This window comes from Methylobacterium sp. GXS13, from assembly GCF_001455965.1.
In the GTDB taxonomy this organism is placed as follows: domain Bacteria; phylum Pseudomonadota; class Alphaproteobacteria; order Rhizobiales; family Beijerinckiaceae; genus Methylobacterium.
On sequence record NZ_LKKO01000043.1, the window covers coordinates 1 to 15,866 of the forward strand.

18 protein-coding genes are annotated in these 15,866 nt (G+C 70.9%); 12 read left to right on the top strand and 6 right to left on the bottom strand.

The window, feature by feature from the left end; all coding sequences use genetic code 11:
* Both AO398_RS16060 and AO398_RS16065 read left to right on the top strand, forming a co-directional pair.
* A partial coding sequence (locus AO398_RS16060) for a GNAT family N-acetyltransferase (protein ID WP_058193127.1) occupies positions 1-709 on the top strand: 709 nt, incomplete at its 5' end.
* A complete protein-coding gene (locus AO398_RS16065; protein ID WP_058193128.1) occupies positions 706-1,698 on the top strand; it encodes an NAD(P)H-dependent glycerol-3-phosphate dehydrogenase in 993 nt (330 codons plus the stop codon). The genes AO398_RS16060 and AO398_RS16065, both read left to right, overlap by 4 nt.
* A 137-nt stretch (positions 1,699-1,835) precedes the next feature.
* On the opposite strand, the gene AO398_RS16070 is transcribed toward AO398_RS16065, so the two are convergent.
* A complete protein-coding gene (locus tag AO398_RS16070; protein ID WP_058193129.1) occupies positions 1,836-2,693 on the bottom strand; it encodes a LysR family transcriptional regulator in 858 nt (285 codons plus the stop codon).
* A gap of 103 nt (positions 2,694-2,796) precedes the next feature.
* On the opposite strand from AO398_RS16070, the gene AO398_RS16075 reads away from it, so the two are divergent.
* Together AO398_RS16075 and AO398_RS16080 are read left to right on the top strand one after the other, a co-directional pair.
* Positions 2,797-4,347 carry an MFS transporter gene (locus AO398_RS16075; RefSeq protein ID WP_152997544.1) on the top strand — a complete coding sequence of 517 codons (1,551 nt, stop codon included), beginning with the start codon at positions 2,797-2,799 and terminating at the stop codon, positions 4,345-4,347.
* Positions 4,348-4,437: 90 nt separating this feature from the next.
* A complete protein-coding gene (locus AO398_RS16080) occupies positions 4,438-4,854 on the top strand; it encodes an EVE domain-containing protein (RefSeq protein WP_058193130.1) in 417 nt (138 codons plus the stop codon).
* 335 nt (positions 4,855-5,189) lie between these two features.
* On the opposite strand, the gene AO398_RS16085 is transcribed toward AO398_RS16080, so the two are convergent.
* Complete coding sequence (locus AO398_RS16085; protein WP_058193131.1) at positions 5,190-6,725, bottom strand: HAMP domain-containing sensor histidine kinase; 1,536 nt, start codon at positions 6,723-6,725, stop codon at positions 5,190-5,192.
* 277 nt (positions 6,726-7,002) lie between these two features.
* On the opposite strand from AO398_RS16085, the gene AO398_RS16090 reads away from it, so the two are divergent.
* From AO398_RS16090 to AO398_RS16120, 7 genes are all read left to right on the top strand, one after another.
* A complete protein-coding gene (locus AO398_RS16090; protein ID WP_058193132.1) occupies positions 7,003-7,458 on the top strand; it encodes a (2Fe-2S)-binding protein in 456 nt (151 codons plus the stop codon).
* 43 nt (positions 7,459-7,501) lie between these two features.
* Positions 7,502-9,709, top strand: a complete 2,208-nt coding sequence (locus AO398_RS16095; protein WP_058193133.1) for a xanthine dehydrogenase family protein molybdopterin-binding subunit — start codon at positions 7,502-7,504, stop codon at positions 9,707-9,709.
* A gap of 143 nt (positions 9,710-9,852) precedes the next feature.
* Entirely contained in the window at positions 9,853-10,479 is a 627-nt protein-coding gene (locus AO398_RS16100; RefSeq protein ID WP_058193134.1) for a uracil-DNA glycosylase family protein, read from the top strand.
* A gap of 65 nt (positions 10,480-10,544) precedes the next feature.
* Positions 10,545-10,820 (top strand): BrnT family toxin, encoded by a 276-nt coding sequence (locus tag AO398_RS16105; RefSeq protein WP_082643309.1) that lies wholly within the window; start codon positions 10,545-10,547, stop codon positions 10,818-10,820.
* Positions 10,807-11,145 (top strand): BrnA antitoxin family protein, encoded by a 339-nt coding sequence (locus AO398_RS16110; RefSeq protein ID WP_058193136.1) that lies wholly within the window; start codon positions 10,807-10,809, stop codon positions 11,143-11,145. The genes AO398_RS16105 and AO398_RS16110 overlap by 14 nt, the downstream gene beginning before the upstream one ends.
* A 69-nt stretch (positions 11,146-11,214) precedes the next feature.
* Complete coding sequence (gene pyrF, locus AO398_RS16115; RefSeq protein WP_058193176.1) at positions 11,215-11,907, top strand: orotidine-5'-phosphate decarboxylase; 693 nt, start codon at positions 11,215-11,217, stop codon at positions 11,905-11,907.
* A 62-nt stretch (positions 11,908-11,969) separates the two neighbouring features.
* On the top strand, positions 11,970-12,314 hold the full coding sequence (locus AO398_RS16120; protein WP_058193137.1) for a DUF1330 domain-containing protein: 345 nt from the start codon (positions 11,970-11,972) through the stop codon (positions 12,312-12,314).
* A 59-nt stretch (positions 12,315-12,373) separates the two neighbouring features.
* Here AO398_RS16120 and AO398_RS16125 read toward each other — a convergent pair whose 3' ends face one another.
* Positions 12,374-13,021: a TetR/AcrR family transcriptional regulator gene (locus AO398_RS16125; protein WP_058193138.1), complete on the bottom strand. Its 648-nt coding sequence runs from the start codon at positions 13,019-13,021 to the stop codon at positions 12,374-12,376.
* A 169-nt stretch (positions 13,022-13,190) separates the two neighbouring features.
* On the opposite strand from AO398_RS16125, the gene AO398_RS16130 reads away from it, so the two are divergent.
* Positions 13,191-13,961 carry an SDR family NAD(P)-dependent oxidoreductase gene (locus AO398_RS16130; protein WP_058193139.1) on the top strand — a complete coding sequence of 257 codons (771 nt, stop codon included), beginning with the start codon at positions 13,191-13,193 and terminating at the stop codon, positions 13,959-13,961.
* Positions 13,962-14,067: 106 nt separating this feature from the next.
* Here AO398_RS16130 and AO398_RS16135 read toward each other — a convergent pair whose 3' ends face one another.
* The 3 genes from AO398_RS16135 to gstA form a co-directional block, all read right to left on the bottom strand.
* Positions 14,068-14,265: a hypothetical protein gene (locus AO398_RS16135; RefSeq protein ID WP_058193140.1), complete on the bottom strand. Its 198-nt coding sequence runs from the start codon at positions 14,263-14,265 to the stop codon at positions 14,068-14,070.
* A gap of 248 nt (positions 14,266-14,513) precedes the next feature.
* Positions 14,514-15,023, bottom strand: coding sequence for a ferritin-like domain-containing protein (locus tag AO398_RS16140; protein WP_058193141.1), 510 nt, complete (start codon positions 15,021-15,023; stop codon positions 14,514-14,516).
* A gap of 89 nt (positions 15,024-15,112) precedes the next feature.
* Entirely contained in the window at positions 15,113-15,742 is a 630-nt protein-coding gene (gene gstA / locus AO398_RS16145) for a glutathione transferase GstA (RefSeq protein ID WP_058193142.1), read from the bottom strand.
* Positions 15,743-15,866: the final 124 nt, after the last annotated feature.

Genomic DNA, 15,866 nt, shown 5'->3' on the forward strand with positions numbered 1-15,866 from the left:
CGACCTCGTCGCCAACGCCGCCGACGCCAACATGCCCGCCGACGACCTGGAGCACGCGATCGACCTCGGCGAGGCGGTGCTCGACGGCCGCGCCGATCTCGCCCTTCTGAACCGGCGCTCCCTGGCCTGGCGGGGCAAGATCGCCACCGCCCCGGTGCCCGACGGCCTCCGGGACGGCGACCTGCTCCTGCGCCGCTGGCGCCCGGACGATACGGCCCCGTTCGCGGCGCTCAACGCCGACCCAATGGTGATGGAGTTCTTCCCCCGGCTGCGGACGGAGACGGAGAGCGCCACCGAGGCGGGCCGCTGCGACCGGCGCTTCGTGGCGGACGGGTTCGGCCCCTGGGCGGTCGAGCGGGACGGGCGCTTCGTCGGCTTCGTCGGCGCATTCCGAATCATGCAGGCCATGCCGTTCCCGGGGGGCGAGCGGATCGGCGCGACGATCGAGCTGGGCTGGCGCCTCGCCCGGGATGCCTGGGGCCACGGGATCGCCACGCGGGCCGCGCGGCTGACGCTGGCCGACCTCGTCGGGCGCTGCGGCCTCCGCACCGTCGTGGCCTACACGGCCTCCGGCAACGACCGCTCCCGCGCGGTGATGGAACGGCTCGGGATGGTCCCGTCCGGGACCTTCCCGCATCCGGCGGTGCCGGACGGGCCGCTGCGCACCCACCGGCTTTACCGGCTCGACCCCGTGGAGGTTTCGGCATGAGCGCGTCGATCAACGTCGTCGGCGGCGGCGCCTGGGGGACGGCGCTCGCCAACGCGGCTGCCGCGGCCGGGCACCCGGTCACCCTCTGGCTGCGCGACCCGCAGGCCGCCGCCAGACTTCAGGCCGAGCGGGAAAACCCGCGCTACCTGCCGGGCGTGCCGCTCCAAGCTGGCATCCACGCGACCGCGCTCTCCGAAAAACTCGCGGGCGCCCGGGCGACCCTGCTGGTCGTGCCGGCCCAGACCGTGCGCGGCGTGCTGGAGGCCTTGCGCGAGCCCCTGGCCTCGGCCGGGCCGGTGATCCTCTGCGCCAAGGGCATCGAGCGCGGCACCGACAGCTTTTTGAGCGCGGTGGCCGAGCAGGTCCTGCCCCCGGGAACGCCGGTGGCGGTCCTGTCCGGCCCGAGCTTCGCGGCCGACGTCGCCCGCGGCCTGCCCACCGCCGTGACCCTGGCAGCCGCCGATCCCGAGCTTGCGGCCGCGTTGAGCGCGCTGCTCTCGGGGCCGAGCTTCCGGCTCTACCACACCGACGACGTGCGCGGCGTCGAGATCGGCGGCGCCGGCAAGAATGTGCTGGCCATCGCGTGCGGGATCGTGGCGGGCCGGGGGCTGGGCGAGAGCGCCCGGGCAGCCCTGATCGCCCGGGCCTTCGCCGAGTTGATGCGCTTCGCCCGCGCCTTCGGGGGCCGGCCCGAGACCCTGATGGGCCTCTCGGGCCTGGGCGACCTCGTGCTCACCGCCTCCTCGCCGCAATCGCGCAACTTCGCCTTCGGGCAGCGCCTCGGCGCCGGGGCGAGCCCCGAGGCGGCGTCAGGCGGCAAGCTCGCCGAGGGTGCCTTCACGGCCGCGGCGCTCGCCGGCCTCGCGGCGGCACGGGGCATCGAGATGCCGGTGGCCCAGGCGGTAGCGGCGATCGTGGCCGGCGAGGCCGGCGTCGAGGACGTGATCGCCGGCCTGCTGGCCCGGCCGCTGCGCGGCGAGACGGATTAGGGTTTCAAAAGGTCCGAGACCTTTTGCGGGTCCAGGGCGGAGCCCTGGTCGCCTGAAAGGTGTCTCAGGGGCTCCGCCCCCGAACCCCGCCAAAGGGCTGAGCCCTTTGGAAACCCGCGATCCGTCGTGCGAGCGCCCTAACCCCGCCGATGCTCCCGGAATGCCGCCGTGATCGCCCGGAGCGCGTCCTTGCTCCGCGGGTCGGTGAGGGACGAGTGCAGCACGAGGGCGAGCGCGGGGATCGGCGGGAGCCTCAGCGCGTCGCCGACGTCGATCACGTCGGCCGGGGCGAGCCGGCGCGGGAAGGCCGCGACCGCCAGGCCGGCCGACAGGGCGGCGCTGATCGCCGCGGTGCCGCCGACGAACACCTCCGCCCAGGGAATGCCGGCCCGGTCCAGGAACTGGATGGCGACGTCCCGGACGGAGCAGCAGGGCGAGGTCGCAGCCAGCCGCAGCGTCTCGCCGGCCCGGTGCTCGAAATGCGGTGCCGCGAACCAGCCGAAAGGCTCCGGCCCCAGGATCTCGCCCTCGCGCCGGTCGTCGTCGCTGCGGATGATCACCGCGTCGAGCGTGCCGGCCTCGAACCCGTCGAGCAGGGGTCGGGCATTGTCGAGCAGCACCTCGATCGCCAGCGCCGGGTCGAGGCACTTCAGCCGGGCGAGCAGGCCCGGCACCTCTGGGCCCATGACGTGGGCGGCGATCCCGAGCCGGAACCTGCGGCGCGGTTCCGCCAGGCCCGCCACGGCCCGCTCATGCGCGGCCAGGAACTCGCGTGCCGCGCCGATGAAGATCTCGCCCTGCGCCGAGAGCCGGACCTGACGCGGCGTCCGCTCGATCAGCCTTTGGCCGAGCCGGTCCTCCAGGCGCCGCAGCTTCACGCTGACGGCGCCCTGCGTTACCCCGAGCGCCTCGGCGGCGCGGGTGAAGCTCTTGTGGTCCGCCACCGTTACGAAGGTCCGCACCGCGTCGACGTCGAGGGTCAGCACCGGCACCATCCCGTTTCGTCATCACTGAAATAGATTTGCATTCGATTGTGTTGTGATCAAGCACGCGCCAGGGTCCGCTACGTTCTCGTATCACCCGTGACGGTGCGGATTCATGCCGAGCAAGCTTGGTGACCTTCAAGACATTCCGGATTCCCTGCCCGGTTCCGGGTCGGATCACGGTCCCATCGATCGCAAGACCGGAAATAGCCTGGCGCTGGCGGCCGTCTGCCTCTCGGCCCTGATGCTGGGGCTGGAGATCTCCAGCATCCCGTCGATCCTGCCGACCCTGGAGCGGGTCCTGGGGGCGGATTTCCGGCAGCTCCAGTGGATCATGAACGCCTACACGGTGGCGATGACCACCTGCCTGATGGCCATGGGGACCCTGGCCGACCGGTTCGGCCGCAAGCGGGTGTTCCTGATCGGCGTGACGGCGTTCGGGGCGGCCTCCCTCGTCTGCGGGCTGGCGCCGAGCGCCCCGGTCCTGATCGCGGCCCGGTTCCTTCAAGGATTGAGCGCCGCCGCGATGCTGGCCTGCCAGACCGCCGTGCTGTCGCACCAGTTCCGGGACGGGCGCGAGCGCGGGACGGCCTTCGGCTGGTGGGGGATCGTGTTCGGCTTCGGTCTGGGCTTCGGCCCGCTGATCGGCGGCGTCACCGTGGCGGCCCTGAGCTGGGAATGGGTCTTTCTGGTCCACGTCCTCCTGGCGCTGGTCGCCCTGGGCCTGGCGCGGGCCGGTGTCGTCGAATCCCGCGATCCGCACGCCCGGCGCGTCGACGGCCCCGGCATCGCGACGCTGTCGGTGGCGGTGTTCAGCCTGGTCTACCTGATCACCCGGGGGCAGCCGCTCCAATGGGACGATCCGGCGAGCCTGCTGGCGCTCGCCGGCGCCGTGAGCTTCGTGGCGTTCGTCGTCGTGGAGACCCGGGCGGCGCGGCCGATGTTCGACTTCGCGGCCTTCCGGAACCGCCGCTTCGCGGGGGCCCTGCTCGGATCGAGCGCGATGAACTTCAGCTTCTGGCCGTTCGTGATCTACCTGCCGATCTACTTCCAAGCGGTGCTGGGCTACGACAGCGTGACCGCGGGCCTCGCGCTCCTGGCTTATACCCTGCCGACCCTGGTGGTGCCGCCCTTGGCCGAGCGGCTGCTCCTGCGCCACGGCCCGGGGCTGGTCATCCCGCTCGGCCTGTTCACCATCGGCGCCGGCTTCCTGCTGATGCGCCTGGCCGCCGCCGGCGCGGAGGCGAGCTGGCTGACGCTGCTGCCCGGCTGCATCCTGGCCGGCACCGGGCTCGGCCTCACCAACACGCCGGTCACCAACACCGCCACGGGCGCCCTGCCCCCGGAGCGTGCCGGGATGGCCTCGGGCATGGACATGAGCGCGCGGATGATCGCGCTCGCCGTCAACATCGCCCTGATGGGCTTCCTCCTGCTCCAGGGCGTCCGGTCCGGCCTCGGCCCGCTGGCGCAGGGGACGGCGCTCGACGCCCTCGCGGAGGCGGTCGCCGCCGGCAACCTTGCGGTGGCCGGGGCCGCGGATCTCACCGAATCGATCGCCCGGCAGGCGCTGGTCCGGGGCTTCGACGGGGTGATGCTCTATGGCGGGCTCTGCGCCTGGGCCTTCGCGGGGGCGAGTCGGCTCGTGCTCGGCCGCAACGGGCGGTGAGCGGTTGCCCGAGGGGCCTGTGCGCATCGGGGAGAGCTGCGCTATGGGGGCCGGGCCGCCGCGACGGGGCGGCCCACGAGAGACGGCGTGATGGCGTACTGGCTGTTCAAATCCGAGCCCGCGACCTGGTCGTGGGATCAGCAGGTCGCGGCCGGTGAGGCCGGGACGCACTGGAACGGCGTGCGCAACCACCTCGCCAAGAAGCAGCTGATGGCCATGCAGGTCGACGAGCAGGGCTTCTTCTACCACTCGAACGAGGGCAAGGCGGTGGTCGGCATCGTCGCGGTGATCCGGCCCTACTACCCCGACCACACCGACGAGACCGGCCGCTTCGGCATGGTCGACGTGAAGGCCGTCGAGGCCCTGCCCCGGCCGGTGACGCTGGACGCGATCAAGGCCGATCCGGCGCTGGCCGACATGGTGCTGGTGAACAACTCGCGCCTGTCGGTGCAGCCGGTCACCGAGGCCGAGTGGGACCGGATCCGCGCCATGGCCGAGACCCCGTAAGGTCCCGGTTTCGAAAGGTCGATGACCAGCGCCTTCAAGGTGTCTGGCTAGGTGCGTGTCATGGGATCGGCGCTACCGAGCCGATCACGCGCCCCCCTTTTCCCGGACAGGTGAAGCGAAGCGGAACCTGATCCGGGACCCAGCACACGAAGCGCCGCGCCAGCGGCACGGGTCGATCAGGCGGACGCTGCGCGCCGTATTGTGCTGGGTCCCGGGTCGCATTCCGCTGGCGCTGCATGCGCCCGGGAAAAGGGCCGTGCAGACCGGCCCGACGCCACGGCCTGGCTCTCAGACCAACATCTTGAAAGGGCTTGCCCTTTGGGAACCCCTTTTCCTCAGGCGGCGCGGTTGAAGGCGTTCCTCGCCGGCACGAAAGCGTCCGCGCCGACATCGACCGGCGGCAGCGTGTCCATCACCCGGGAGGCTGGCAGGGTCACGATCACCTCGGTGCCCTCGCGCGGCCGCGAGGACAGCTGGAACTGGCCGCCGTGGAGCTCCACCAGCCCCTTCACGATCGGCAGGCCCAGCCCCGACCCCTGCTCGGCGGTCTTGATCGCCAGGGAGCCGCGGCCGAACGACGACATTACGGTGCCGAGCTCGTCCTCGGGGATGCCGGGGCCGCTGTCCTTCACCGAGACGTACTGCCCGCCCGAGGCGGTCCAGCCGACCTTCAGCCAGATCTCGCCGCCGGGCGGCGTGAACTTCACGGCGTTCGACAGGAGGTTCAGCACGATCTGGCGCAGGGCCCGCTCGTCGGCCCAGAGCCGCGGCAGCGAGCCGTCGACGAGGTCGTGGAAGGTCTGGTTCTTCGCCTTGGCCCGCAGGCCCATCATGTGGCGGCACTCCTCCACGATGTGGGCGAGCTGCACCGCCTCCTCGTTGAGCTCGTAGCGGCCGGCCTCGATGCGCGACAGGTCGAGGATCTCGTTGATCAGGTTGAGGAGGTGCATCCCGCTGTCGTGGATGTCGTTCGAGTACTCGCGGTAGGACGGCGCCGTGTGGATGCCGAACACCTCGTTCTTCATCACCTCCGAGAAGCCCAGGATGGCGTTGAGCGGCGTGCGCAGTTCGTGGCTCATGGTGGCGAGGAAGCGGGACTTGGCGAGGTTCGCCTCCTCGGCCCGGCGGCGCGCCTCGTCGGAATTGGCCTTGGCCTGCTCCAATTCGCCGAACACCGCATCCTTCTCGGCGCGCGAGCGCAGGGCGCCCACCGTCGAGGCATAGAGGCGGCGGGACAGGCCCAGGAAGAAGATCTGCGCGCCCCCGGCCATCGCCACCAGCAGCAGCGCGTCCATGCCCTTGGAGAAGGCGGCCAGCGACGCGGTGGCCAGCGCCAGCGGCATCAGGGCGGTCACCGCCGCCGCCGGTACGGTGGCGGCCAGCATGGTGGTGACGGCGGCCGCGATCACCAGGCCGAACAGCGCGAAGGTCCAGCCACCGGTGGCGCCGAGGCCGATCATCGCCGACCACGACAGGCTCTGCAGCACCTCGCCGATCAGGAACCGGCGGCGCCAGCGGGCGAGCGGGATCGTCGCCGCGTCGGCGCGCAGGAAGCTGCGGCTTAGCGTGGTGTTGAGCGTGATCATCAGGAACACGCCGAGCGCCCAGAGGGCGGCGACGACCGGCGCGATCCAGAAGGTCGCGGCCGTGGCCATGATTGCCGCGAACAGGACCAGCGGGATGCCGGCCCCGGCGCGGTACTGGGCGTAATGGCGCAGCAGCTCGTGGTCGAAGGCCCGCTCCAGGCCGGTCTGCGAGGTCAGCTTCTCGCGGGCCGAGCGGATCTCGCGGGCGACACCGAGGCGTCGCGCCGCCTCCTCCGTCGAAGGGCCGCGACCGCGCTGCACCATCTCGACGGTGAGATCGGACATGGGTCTCTTGAAACTCGGCTCGAACGCGGCGCGGGCCAGCTGGGAAGGGTTGGTGATGGCGCCAGGATGGGGCGGATGTCTTAAGAAGCGGCTGCCGACATCGGTCGGATCTTATGCATCGGCCCCGGTTTCGCGGCGGCCCGAGCTCGGGGCGTCCGTGCGCTGCCACACATCGTTGCCGGCCCGGGGCCGATTACGGTAAACGACACGCGTGGCGGGCCGAGTGCCGCGATCCGGTGCGCGCCGGATTCCGCGTGTCGACCGAGGGCCGCCGACCATGCCGAAGCTCACCGTCAACGGCGTCACCCACGCGATCGACGCCGATCCGGACATGCCGCTGCTCTGGGTCCTGCGCGACCGCCTCGACGCGACCGGCACCAAGTACGGCTGCGGTATCGCGCAATGCGGCGCCTGCACGGTCCATCTCGACGGGCAGCCGGTGCGGTCCTGCCAGACGAAAGTGGGCGATGTCGGCACCGCGCAGGTGACGACCATCGAGGGCATCTCGGGCCGGGTGGCCGAGGCCGTCCAGGCCGCGTGGCGCAAGCTCGACGTCGTGCAGTGCGGCTACTGCCAGTCCGGGCAGATCATGTCGGCGATCGGGCTCCTGTCCGGCAACGCCAAGCCCAGCGACGCCGACATCGACGGCGCCATGGACGGCAACATCTGCCGCTGCGGCACCTACCAGCGCATCCGCGCCGCGACCCCCGAGGCCGCGCGCGACCTCGCCTGAAGACCCTGCCCCTCCCCGCGGTCCTGACCGGAGCATCGCCGCCATGCTGAACGCCCGTCGACCGAACGCATCGCCTGTCCGACCCAGCCGCCGCGGCCTCCTGGCCGGTGCCGGCGCCATCGTGGTCGCCTTCCGGCTGGACGCGAAACCCGCCCGGGCCGCCGCCGGCCCGGACCTCGCGAGCGTCAAGGCCCAGCCCAACGCCTTCGTGCGGATCGCCCCGGACGACACCGTCACGGTGGTGATCAAGCATCTCGACATGGGCCAGGGCAACACCACCGGGCTGGCCACGATCCTGGCCGACGAGCTCTGCGCCGACTGGAAGACGGTCCGCACCGAGTTCGCGCCCGCGGACGCGACGCTCTACAACAACAGCCTGATGGGCCCGATCCAAGGCACCGGCGGCTCCACCGCGGTGGCCAATTCCTGGTTCCAGCTGCGCAAGGCCGGCGCCGCCGCCCGGGAGATGCTGATGGCCGAGGCCGCCTTCCGCTGGAAGGTCCCGGTCTCGGAGATCACCGTCGCGGACGGCGTGGTGCGCCACGCCGCGTCGGGCCGGCAGGCGCGGTTCGGCGAGCTCGCCGCCTCGGCCGCCTCCCTGCCGGTCCCGTCCGAGCCGCGGCTCAAGGACCCGAGCGAGTGGAAACTCATCGGCCAGACGGTGCCGCGCCTCGATTCCGTTGCCAAGACCAACGGCTCGGCGATCTACTCCCTCGACATCCGCCGCCCGAACCAGGTCACCGCCGTCGTCGCCCGCGCGCCGCGCTTCGGCGCCACCGTGAAGGGTTTCGACGCCGCCGCGGCCCGGACGGTCGCCGGTGTGCTCGATGTGGTCCAGGTCCCCACCGGCGTGGCCGTGATCGCCCGGGACACCTGGGCGGCCATGAAGGGCCGCGAGGCGCTGACCGTCACCTGGGACGACAGCACCGCCGAGACCCGCTCGTCCGAGGCGATCCTGGCCGAGTACCGCGAGCGCGCCAAGGGCCCCGGCCTCACCGCTTCGGAGCGCGGCGACCCGCAGGCGGCGCTCAAGGGCGCCGCCAAGGTGATCGAGGCCGAGTTCACCTTCCCGTACCTCGCCCACGCGGCGATGGAGCCCCTGAACGCCACGATCGAGCGGGCTGCCGACGGCGGCTACGACGTCTATGCCGGCTTCCAGTTCCAGACCGTGGAGCAGGCGACCATGGCAGCGATCCTCGGGGTGACGCCCGACCGGGTCCGGCTCCACAGCAACTGGGCCGGCGGCTCCTTCGGGCGCCGGGCGACGCCCACCGCCGACTACCTCGCGGAAGCCGCCACCGTGCTCAAGGCCTCCGGCGAGAAGGCCCCGGTCCACCTGGTCTGGACCCGCGAGGACGACATGGCCGGCGGCTATTACCGGCCGACCGTGCTGCACAAGGTCCGGGCCGGCATCGACGCCAAGGGCGCAGTGGTCGGCTGGGACCACGTCATGGTCGGCAAGTCGATCATGATCGGCTCGCCCTTCGAGGCGATGATCGTCAAGAACGGCATCGACTCGACCACCGTCGAGGGCGCCTCCGACACGCCCTACGCGCTGCCGGCCTACCGCTTCGGCGTCCATAACGGCCGCGAGGGCGTGCCGGTCCTGTGGTGGCGCTCGGTCGGCCACACCCACACGGCGCACGTGATGGAGGTGATGATCGACGAGCTGGCCCATGCCGCCGACGTCGATCCGGTGGCCTACCGGCTGTCGCTGCTCGCGCAGGCGCCGCGCCTCTCCGGCGTGCTGAAGCTCGCCGCCGACAAGGCCGGCTGGTCGGCCAAGGCGCAGAACAAGCCGCAGGAGAAGGGCCGCGGGCTCGGCGTCGCGGTCCACGAATCCTTCGGCTCCTACGTCGCCATGGTGGCCGACGTCACAGCACAGGATTCCGGGATCCGGGTGAACCGGATCGTGGCGGCGGTGGATGTCGGCATCCCGGTCAACCCGGACGTGATCCGCGCCCAGGTCGAGGGGGCGGTCGGCTTCGCCCTCTCGGCGGTGCTGCGCAACCGCATCACCCTCAAGGACGGGCAGGTGCAGGAGCACAATTTCGACGCCTACGAACCGACCCGGATGAGCGAGATGCCGAAGGTCGAGGTGCATATCGTGCCGAGCCAGGCGGCGCCGACCGGGATCGGCGAGCCCGGCGTTCCGGTGCTCGCCCCGGCCATCGCCAACGCGGTGTTCTCCGCCACCGGCCAGCGCCTGCGCGCCCTGCCCCTCGACCTCTCCGGCGTGAAGGGCGCGTGACGAATCGCACGCCGCGCCGGTCTACGCCGGCGTAGGACTGAGGGGCCTTCCCCCCAAGGCAAGAGACCCGACTGACGACGGCGCGGCGCGACACCGCGCCGTTTTTTTTGGTTTCTGCGCGGCCGCTCGCCATCTTGGAGTCGATGCCCGCACCCGTCCCGTTCGAAGACACCGCCACCCGCGGACGAGCCGGTCGCCTCTGCCGGGACAGCCCGCTCTACGGGCCGCCCCTGCCCCAGGAGCCGCGGCCGATCGTGCAGGGCAGCACCGGCGCGCGGCTCTGCGTGGCGAGCCAGGCCCCCGGGACGCGGGCCCATCGCACCGGCCTGCCGTTCACCGATCCGTCGGGCGTGCGGCTGCGGAGCTGGCTCGGCCTCGACGAGGCGCGGTTCTACGACCCCGCTCAGGTGGCGATCGTCCCGATGGGCTCCTGCTTCCCCGGTCTCGACCCCAAGGGCGGCGACCGGCCGCCGCGCCGGGAATGCGCCGAGCGCTGGCGCGCCGAGCTGTTTTCCGGCCTGCCGAACCTCGATCTCATCCTGGTGATCGGCCAGTACGCGCAGGCCTGGCATCTGGGCCGGATGGAGGACGGCCTGACCGGCACCGTGCGGCGCTGGCGCGCGATCCTGGCCGAGCCCCGCCGCCCCCGGCTCCTGCCCCTGCCCCACCCGTCCTGGCGCAACAACGGCTGGCTGAAGCGCGAGCCCTGGTTCGAGGCGGAGTTGCTGCCGGTGCTGAAGGCGGAGGTGGCACGGGTGCTGGGTGCCTAAATCCAGCTGCGGATTTCGCCGAGCTGCCGCTTCCGGTCCCAGGGTTTGGGTCTATGCTGCGGTTCGTGAAGTTCATCGCGCAGGAACCGAAACGGTCGGCGAACATCGCCAAGCACGGATTCGATCCGGCCCAGTTCGAGGAGGCCTTCAGCTTCGACCGTTACGCAACTGCCCCGACCAAGCCGAGCCGCACCGGCCGTGCGCGTTTCCTGCTCATCGGGACTTGGTTCGGCGAGGCCGTGGTTGTCGTGATCGTCTCGCCGCTGGGGACCGAAGCCTTCGACGTCGTGAGTGTCCGCCGCGCCAACCGGACGGAAAGATCCCGCTATGAAGCCCTCTGACCACGCCCCCGGCTATGTCCCGAACGCGGCCTATTCGCAGGCAGATTGGGACGTGGTGTCCGACAATCCCGAATTGACGACCGAACAGCTGGCCCAGATGCGGCTCGGCTCCGAAGGTCTGCCGCCGGACCTCGCGGCCGCCCTGGACCAGCGCGGCCGGCGCCCCGCGAAGGCGCAGGGCGTCCCCGTCTCGCTGAACGTCGATCCCGACGTGCTCGCCGCCTACCAGGCCGGCGTCGCCGGCTGGCAGGCGCGCATGAACGCGGCCCTGGCCGAGGGCATCGCGCGCGGCAAGCTGCGCACCAAGGCCGTCAAGCGCGGCTGATCGGCTCCGGTCCTGATTGACAGGGATCGCCGCGGCATGGTCGGTGCCGCTAGCCTGAAGGACGACTCGATGACCGTGCGTGCCGACCCCCGCGACCGCCTGATTGTGGCCCTCGATCTCCCGAGCGTGCCCGAGGCCGAAGCGCTGATCGACCGGATCGGCGATGCCGCGACCTTCTACAAGATCGGCTACCGGCTGGGCTATGCGGGCGGGCTGGCGCTGGCCGAGCGGCTGGCGGCGCGGGGCCTCAAGATCTTCCTCGACCTGAAGCTCCACGACATCGGCAACACCGTCGAGGAGGGCGTGCGCTCGGCCTCGGGCCTGGGCGCCACCTTCCTGACCGTGCACGCCTATCCGCAGACCATGCGGGCGGCTCTGCGCGGGCGGGGCGAGGGCCTCAAGATCCTGGCCGTGACGGTGCTCACCTCCTACGACGACGCCGACGCCGCGGAGGCCGGCTACGGCCTGCCGGTGGCCGAGCTGGTCGCCAAGCGCGCCGCCCAAGCCGCGGAGATCGGCGTCGACGGCTTGGTCTGCTCGGCCGCCGAAGCGACCTCGGTCCGGCGCATCGTCGGGCCGGACCGGCTGATCGTCACCCCGGGTATCCGCCCGGCGGGCGCCGAGGCCGGCGACCAGAAGCGCGTGATGACCCCCGGGGACGCCCGCAAGGCCGGGATCGATCACGTGGTGGTCGGGCGCCCGATCACCGGCGCTGCCGACCCGCGCGCGGTCGCCCAGGCGATCGTCGCCGAACTGGCCTGATCCCCGGCATTGCCTTCGGGCAACCGGAATCCATCTCAACTTCGCAACCGATGAGGCGCAGGATGGCGAAGGGCTACTGGATCGGGCGGGTCGATGTCCGCGACGCGGAGGCCTACAAGGATTACGTGGCCGCCAACGGCATGGCCTTCGCCAAGCATGGCGGGCGCTTCCTGGTGCGCGGCGGCGCCTTCGAGGCGGTGATGGGCCAGCCCCGGTCCCGCAACGTGGTGATCGAGTTCCCGAGCTACGCCGACGCCCTCGCCTGCTGGAATTCCGACCTCTACCAGGCGGCCAAGGCCAAGCAGCGCGGCGGAGTCGATGCCGAGATTTTGGTGATCGAGGGCTATGACGGCCCGCAGCCGAGCGTGTCCGAGCCCACGCCGGAAGCCGGACGGGCCTCCGAATAGGGTTTTCGGCCCCGGGCCTCGAAGCTGGTCTTTGTCTGACTGAGGCCGTGTGAGGCGTCCTACGCCGATCCATCCTGGGGGGCGGTCCGCCCCGTCGGCGCGAGGCCCCGCAGCAGGAACGCGGTCATGGCCTCGAGCGAGGGCACCGGCTGGAGCGCGGTTTGTCCGACCAGCAGCGGATGCGTGTAGCGGGCGATGCCGGCATGGATGCAGGCGGCCGCTTCCGCCGGGTCGGCGGCCTCGAACTCGCCCAGGTCCACGCCCTCGCGGATGATGCGCTCGAACCCGGCGGTGACCCGGGCGATGTGGTGGCGGCAGACCTCCCAGCTCTCGCCCATGGCCGCCTCGACCATCTCGTGCAGCCGGGGAAATTCCTGGCAGCGCCGGGTGCAGTCGCGGTGCAGCAGGTCGATCGCCGCCACCAGCCGCTCGGTGGCGCTGAGGCCGGGCCGGGCCGCGACTTCCGAGACCAGGGCCTCGATCTCGCCGATCAGCCGCTCCAGCACCGCCTCGTTGATCGCCTTCTTCGACTCGAAGAACCGGTAGACGTTGGCCGGGCTCATCTTCAGCGTCCGGGCGATGTCCGCCACGGTGGTCTTCTGGTAGCCGATCTCGCGAAAATACGCCGCCGCCGTCGCCAGGATCCGGCAGCGGGTGGTGGGCGCGCTCTCCTCTGCGAGCAGGGGGGTCGGGGCATCCAGGGACATGCACCCTCAGTAGGGCACGGGCGCGGCGGGCGTCAAAGACCCTGGCTCGAGCCCTTGCGGAGGCGGAACGGCCTGCGGCGGGTCGGCGCGTGCGGAACCGTCCCCGGCCGCACCGATTGCCCCGGCATCCGGCCGTCTCCGAAGGCGGCGAGCGAGCGAGATGCGCAGAATGAACCTGACCGACAAACGAGCCCTGATCACCGGAGCCGATTCCGGCATCGGGCAGGCGACCGCGGAGCTGTTCGCCCGCGAGGGCGCGGACGTGGCGATCACCTACCACTCCGACGAGACCGGCATCCGCGAGACCGCCGCCCGGGTCGAGGCGGCCGGCCGCCGCGCCCTGGTGCTGCAGCTCGATATCGGCGATGCCGCCGCGGTGAACGCCGCCTACGATCGCATCGGCAGCGAGCTGGGCGGCCTCGACATCCTGGTGGCCAATGCCGGCCAGGCGATGAGCGGCATGCCGGTGGCCGAGATGGACGACTCGGTGCTGGAGCGGATCCTGCGGGTGAACCTGATGGGCCCGCTGTTCTGCGCGCGCCCGTTCATCGGGATGCGTCGCGCGGAGGGCGGCGGCGGCAAGATCGTGTTCGTCTCCTCCGTGGCCCAGCATCTGCCGACCCCCGAGAGCGCCCCCTACGGCATGTCGAAGGCCGGGCTCGGCTCCCTGTGCCGGAGCCTGTCGCGGGAGCTCGCCGAGGACCGGATCAACGTCAACAACGTCGCCCCCGGCCTGATCGAAACCCCGATGACCGCCGACCGCTTCGAGAAGACCGAGGTGCTCGATCAGTCCCTGGAGCGGATCCCGTGGCACCGCGCCGGTCAGCCGGACGAGATCGCCAAGGCGATCCTCTATCTCGCCTCCGGCGCGTCCGACTACGTCACCGGCCACACGCTGGTGGTGGATGGCGGCCTGACGATGCAGTGGGGCGGCGCCTGAAACGGCGGCGGGCGCCGGGTTTCTACCCGGCGCCCGTCGCTGACCTCAACGCGTCGAAAAAAAGGCCCGCCGGCAGGGTGCCGGTCGGGCCGATACCGATCGTGGGCTATGAGCCGAACTGCGAGCCGAGCTGCTCCAGATACTCGGCGAGATCGAGGCCGCCGACGCGCTTGCCGTAATCGAAGCGCATGCCCTGCTGGATGTCGATGCTGGCATCGCGCGTGGTCAGGGTGAACGGCCGAACGCACACCCAGGCCCCGTCGCGGCGATGCTCAAAGTAGCCGAGGATCTCGTGCTTGGCCATGTCCTGCCCTCTGGAAAGTGTTCGAGGACATAACGGTCAGGCTGCCGTTCGGTTCGCAGGGGCAGGACTGTTTTTCACGCGTGATCCGGTGCGGATCGCGTATTCGTGCTCTGAACCTCGCCCGGCCCGTCTCCGTAGAGCTTGACTATAACAGGTCAAGGCGGCGCGCAGCCGCTCGCTTACCATCCGCGCGTTTTGGGTCCCGGAGCAGTGGTGTATCCGCTCCCCGCCGGCCGGGACCCGTTGCCTCAGCGGTCGGCCTTCTCGCCGGCCGCGGTCAGCGCGAGGTAGCGCTCGGTCGTCGGCTTGATCAGCGCGCGCACCGCCTCCGCCATGCCCTGCTCCTCCTTGAGAGATTGCTGGAAGCCGGTCCGGTGGCCCTGCTGACCGGCCGCGTCGGCGATCGTGAGCAGCGACTCGTAGGCCGCGATCTCGAAATTCTCGAAGGCGTGGTTGGCGTAGGTGTTCTTCAGGATCTCGTCCTGGGCCGGCGTATGGCCCAGCGCCATCATGTTTCCGACGAAGCCCAGGAACCCTTCCTTGAGCGCCGACGGCCCGTCGCCCAGGCTCTGCAGGGCTTCCTCCAGGCGCTGGCGCTGGCCGTGGGTCTCGCCGATATGCCGGCGGAGGGCCTGCTCCATCTCCGGGTAGTGCTCCAGGCGCTCCACCTGCCGCTCCATGATCTGCAAGGCCTGCATCTCGACGGCGTGGGTGTTCTTCAGGGCCGTGACGTAGATCGAACGTGCGTCCAAGGTCATGCTGCTGGCTCGCGATTGGGGTGGATCGTGGCGATCCGGTCGCCAGGGCAACCCCGTATGCGCACGGCCAAGTTCCGGCCCAGGCTGCCCTATGGCAGCCCCTCCTCCTGCAACGCCGTCCGCACCGCCGGACGCCCGCGCACCCGGCCGTACCAGGACTGGAGGTTGTGCAGGTGGTCGAAGTGGATATCGGCCCGGTAATAGGAGGTCAGCCACGGGGCCTGTCCCCAGCCGGTGAGCGCGAACAGGTAGGCGTCGGCCACCGTGAAGGTGTCGCCCAGGAGGAAGTCGTGCGCGGCGAGCTGCGCGTCGATCCAGGCATAGCGCGCCGCGAGCTTCGGCTTGGCGGTCTCGACCCAGCGCCCCGCCAGCCGGGCGTAGAGCAGGGGAACGAAGCCCTTGTGGATCTCGGACGAGAGGAATCCGAGCATCTCCTGGAGGCGGTAGCGATCGACGCTTCCGTTCGGCGGGGCGAGACCCGCGTCCGGCTTCAAGTCGGCCAGATATTGCAGGATGGCGGGGCCCTCCCGCAGGACGGTGCCGTCGCCGAGATCGAGGGCCGGGACATAGCCGTGCGGATTGACGGCGACGTAATCCGCGCCCGCCTCCGTCCTGTGCGTCGCGGGATCGACGCGGCAGAATGTCAGATCGAGGTCGAGTTCACGGGCGATGATATGGGGCGCAAGCGAGCAGCTCGCGGGGATGCAATACAGTTTCATAGACAATCTCTGAAGACGTGCGGTAACGTCGGTGCCGGTATCGGTGGTGTCCTGAATTTTACGTAGCGCAGTCGAGACGATGTTGGAAGAACGCAGTAGTTTTAGTGCAGGGAACAAGAATTAT

Coding starts and splice junctions, on each gene's coding strand:
- AO398_RS16080 (WP_058193130.1), top strand. CDS start 4,438: ATGGCGTACTGGCTGTTCAAATCCGAGCCCGCGACCTGGTCGTGGGAT.
- AO398_RS16130 (WP_058193139.1), top strand. CDS start 13,191: ATGAACCTGACCGACAAACGAGCCCTGATCACCGGAGCCGATTCCGGC.
- AO398_RS16120 (WP_058193137.1), top strand. CDS start 11,970: ATGGCGAAGGGCTACTGGATCGGGCGGGTCGATGTCCGCGACGCGGAG.
- AO398_RS16140 (WP_058193141.1), bottom strand. CDS start 15,023: ATGACCTTGGACGCACGTTCGATCTACGTCACGGCCCTGAAGAACACC.
- pyrF (WP_058193176.1), top strand. CDS start 11,215: ATGACCGTGCGTGCCGACCCCCGCGACCGCCTGATTGTGGCCCTCGAT.
- AO398_RS16085 (WP_058193131.1), bottom strand. CDS start 6,725: ATGTCCGATCTCACCGTCGAGATGGTGCAGCGCGGTCGCGGCCCTTCG.
- AO398_RS16070 (WP_058193129.1), bottom strand. CDS start 2,693: ATGGTGCCGGTGCTGACCCTCGACGTCGACGCGGTGCGGACCTTCGTA.
- AO398_RS16110 (WP_058193136.1), top strand. CDS start 10,807: ATGAAGCCCTCTGACCACGCCCCCGGCTATGTCCCGAACGCGGCCTAT.
- gstA (WP_058193142.1), bottom strand. CDS start 15,742: ATGAAACTGTATTGCATCCCCGCGAGCTGCTCGCTTGCGCCCCATATC.
- AO398_RS16065 (WP_058193128.1), top strand. CDS start 706: ATGAGCGCGTCGATCAACGTCGTCGGCGGCGGCGCCTGGGGGACGGCG.
- AO398_RS16095 (WP_058193133.1), top strand. CDS start 7,502: ATGCTGAACGCCCGTCGACCGAACGCATCGCCTGTCCGACCCAGCCGC.
- AO398_RS16090 (WP_058193132.1), top strand. CDS start 7,003: ATGCCGAAGCTCACCGTCAACGGCGTCACCCACGCGATCGACGCCGAT.
- AO398_RS16135 (WP_058193140.1), bottom strand. CDS start 14,265: ATGGCCAAGCACGAGATCCTCGGCTACTTTGAGCATCGCCGCGACGGG.
- AO398_RS16125 (WP_058193138.1), bottom strand. CDS start 13,021: ATGTCCCTGGATGCCCCGACCCCCCTGCTCGCAGAGGAGAGCGCGCCC.
- AO398_RS16100 (WP_058193134.1), top strand. CDS start 9,853: ATGCCCGCACCCGTCCCGTTCGAAGACACCGCCACCCGCGGACGAGCC.
- AO398_RS16075 (WP_152997544.1), top strand. CDS start 2,797: ATGCCGAGCAAGCTTGGTGACCTTCAAGACATTCCGGATTCCCTGCCC.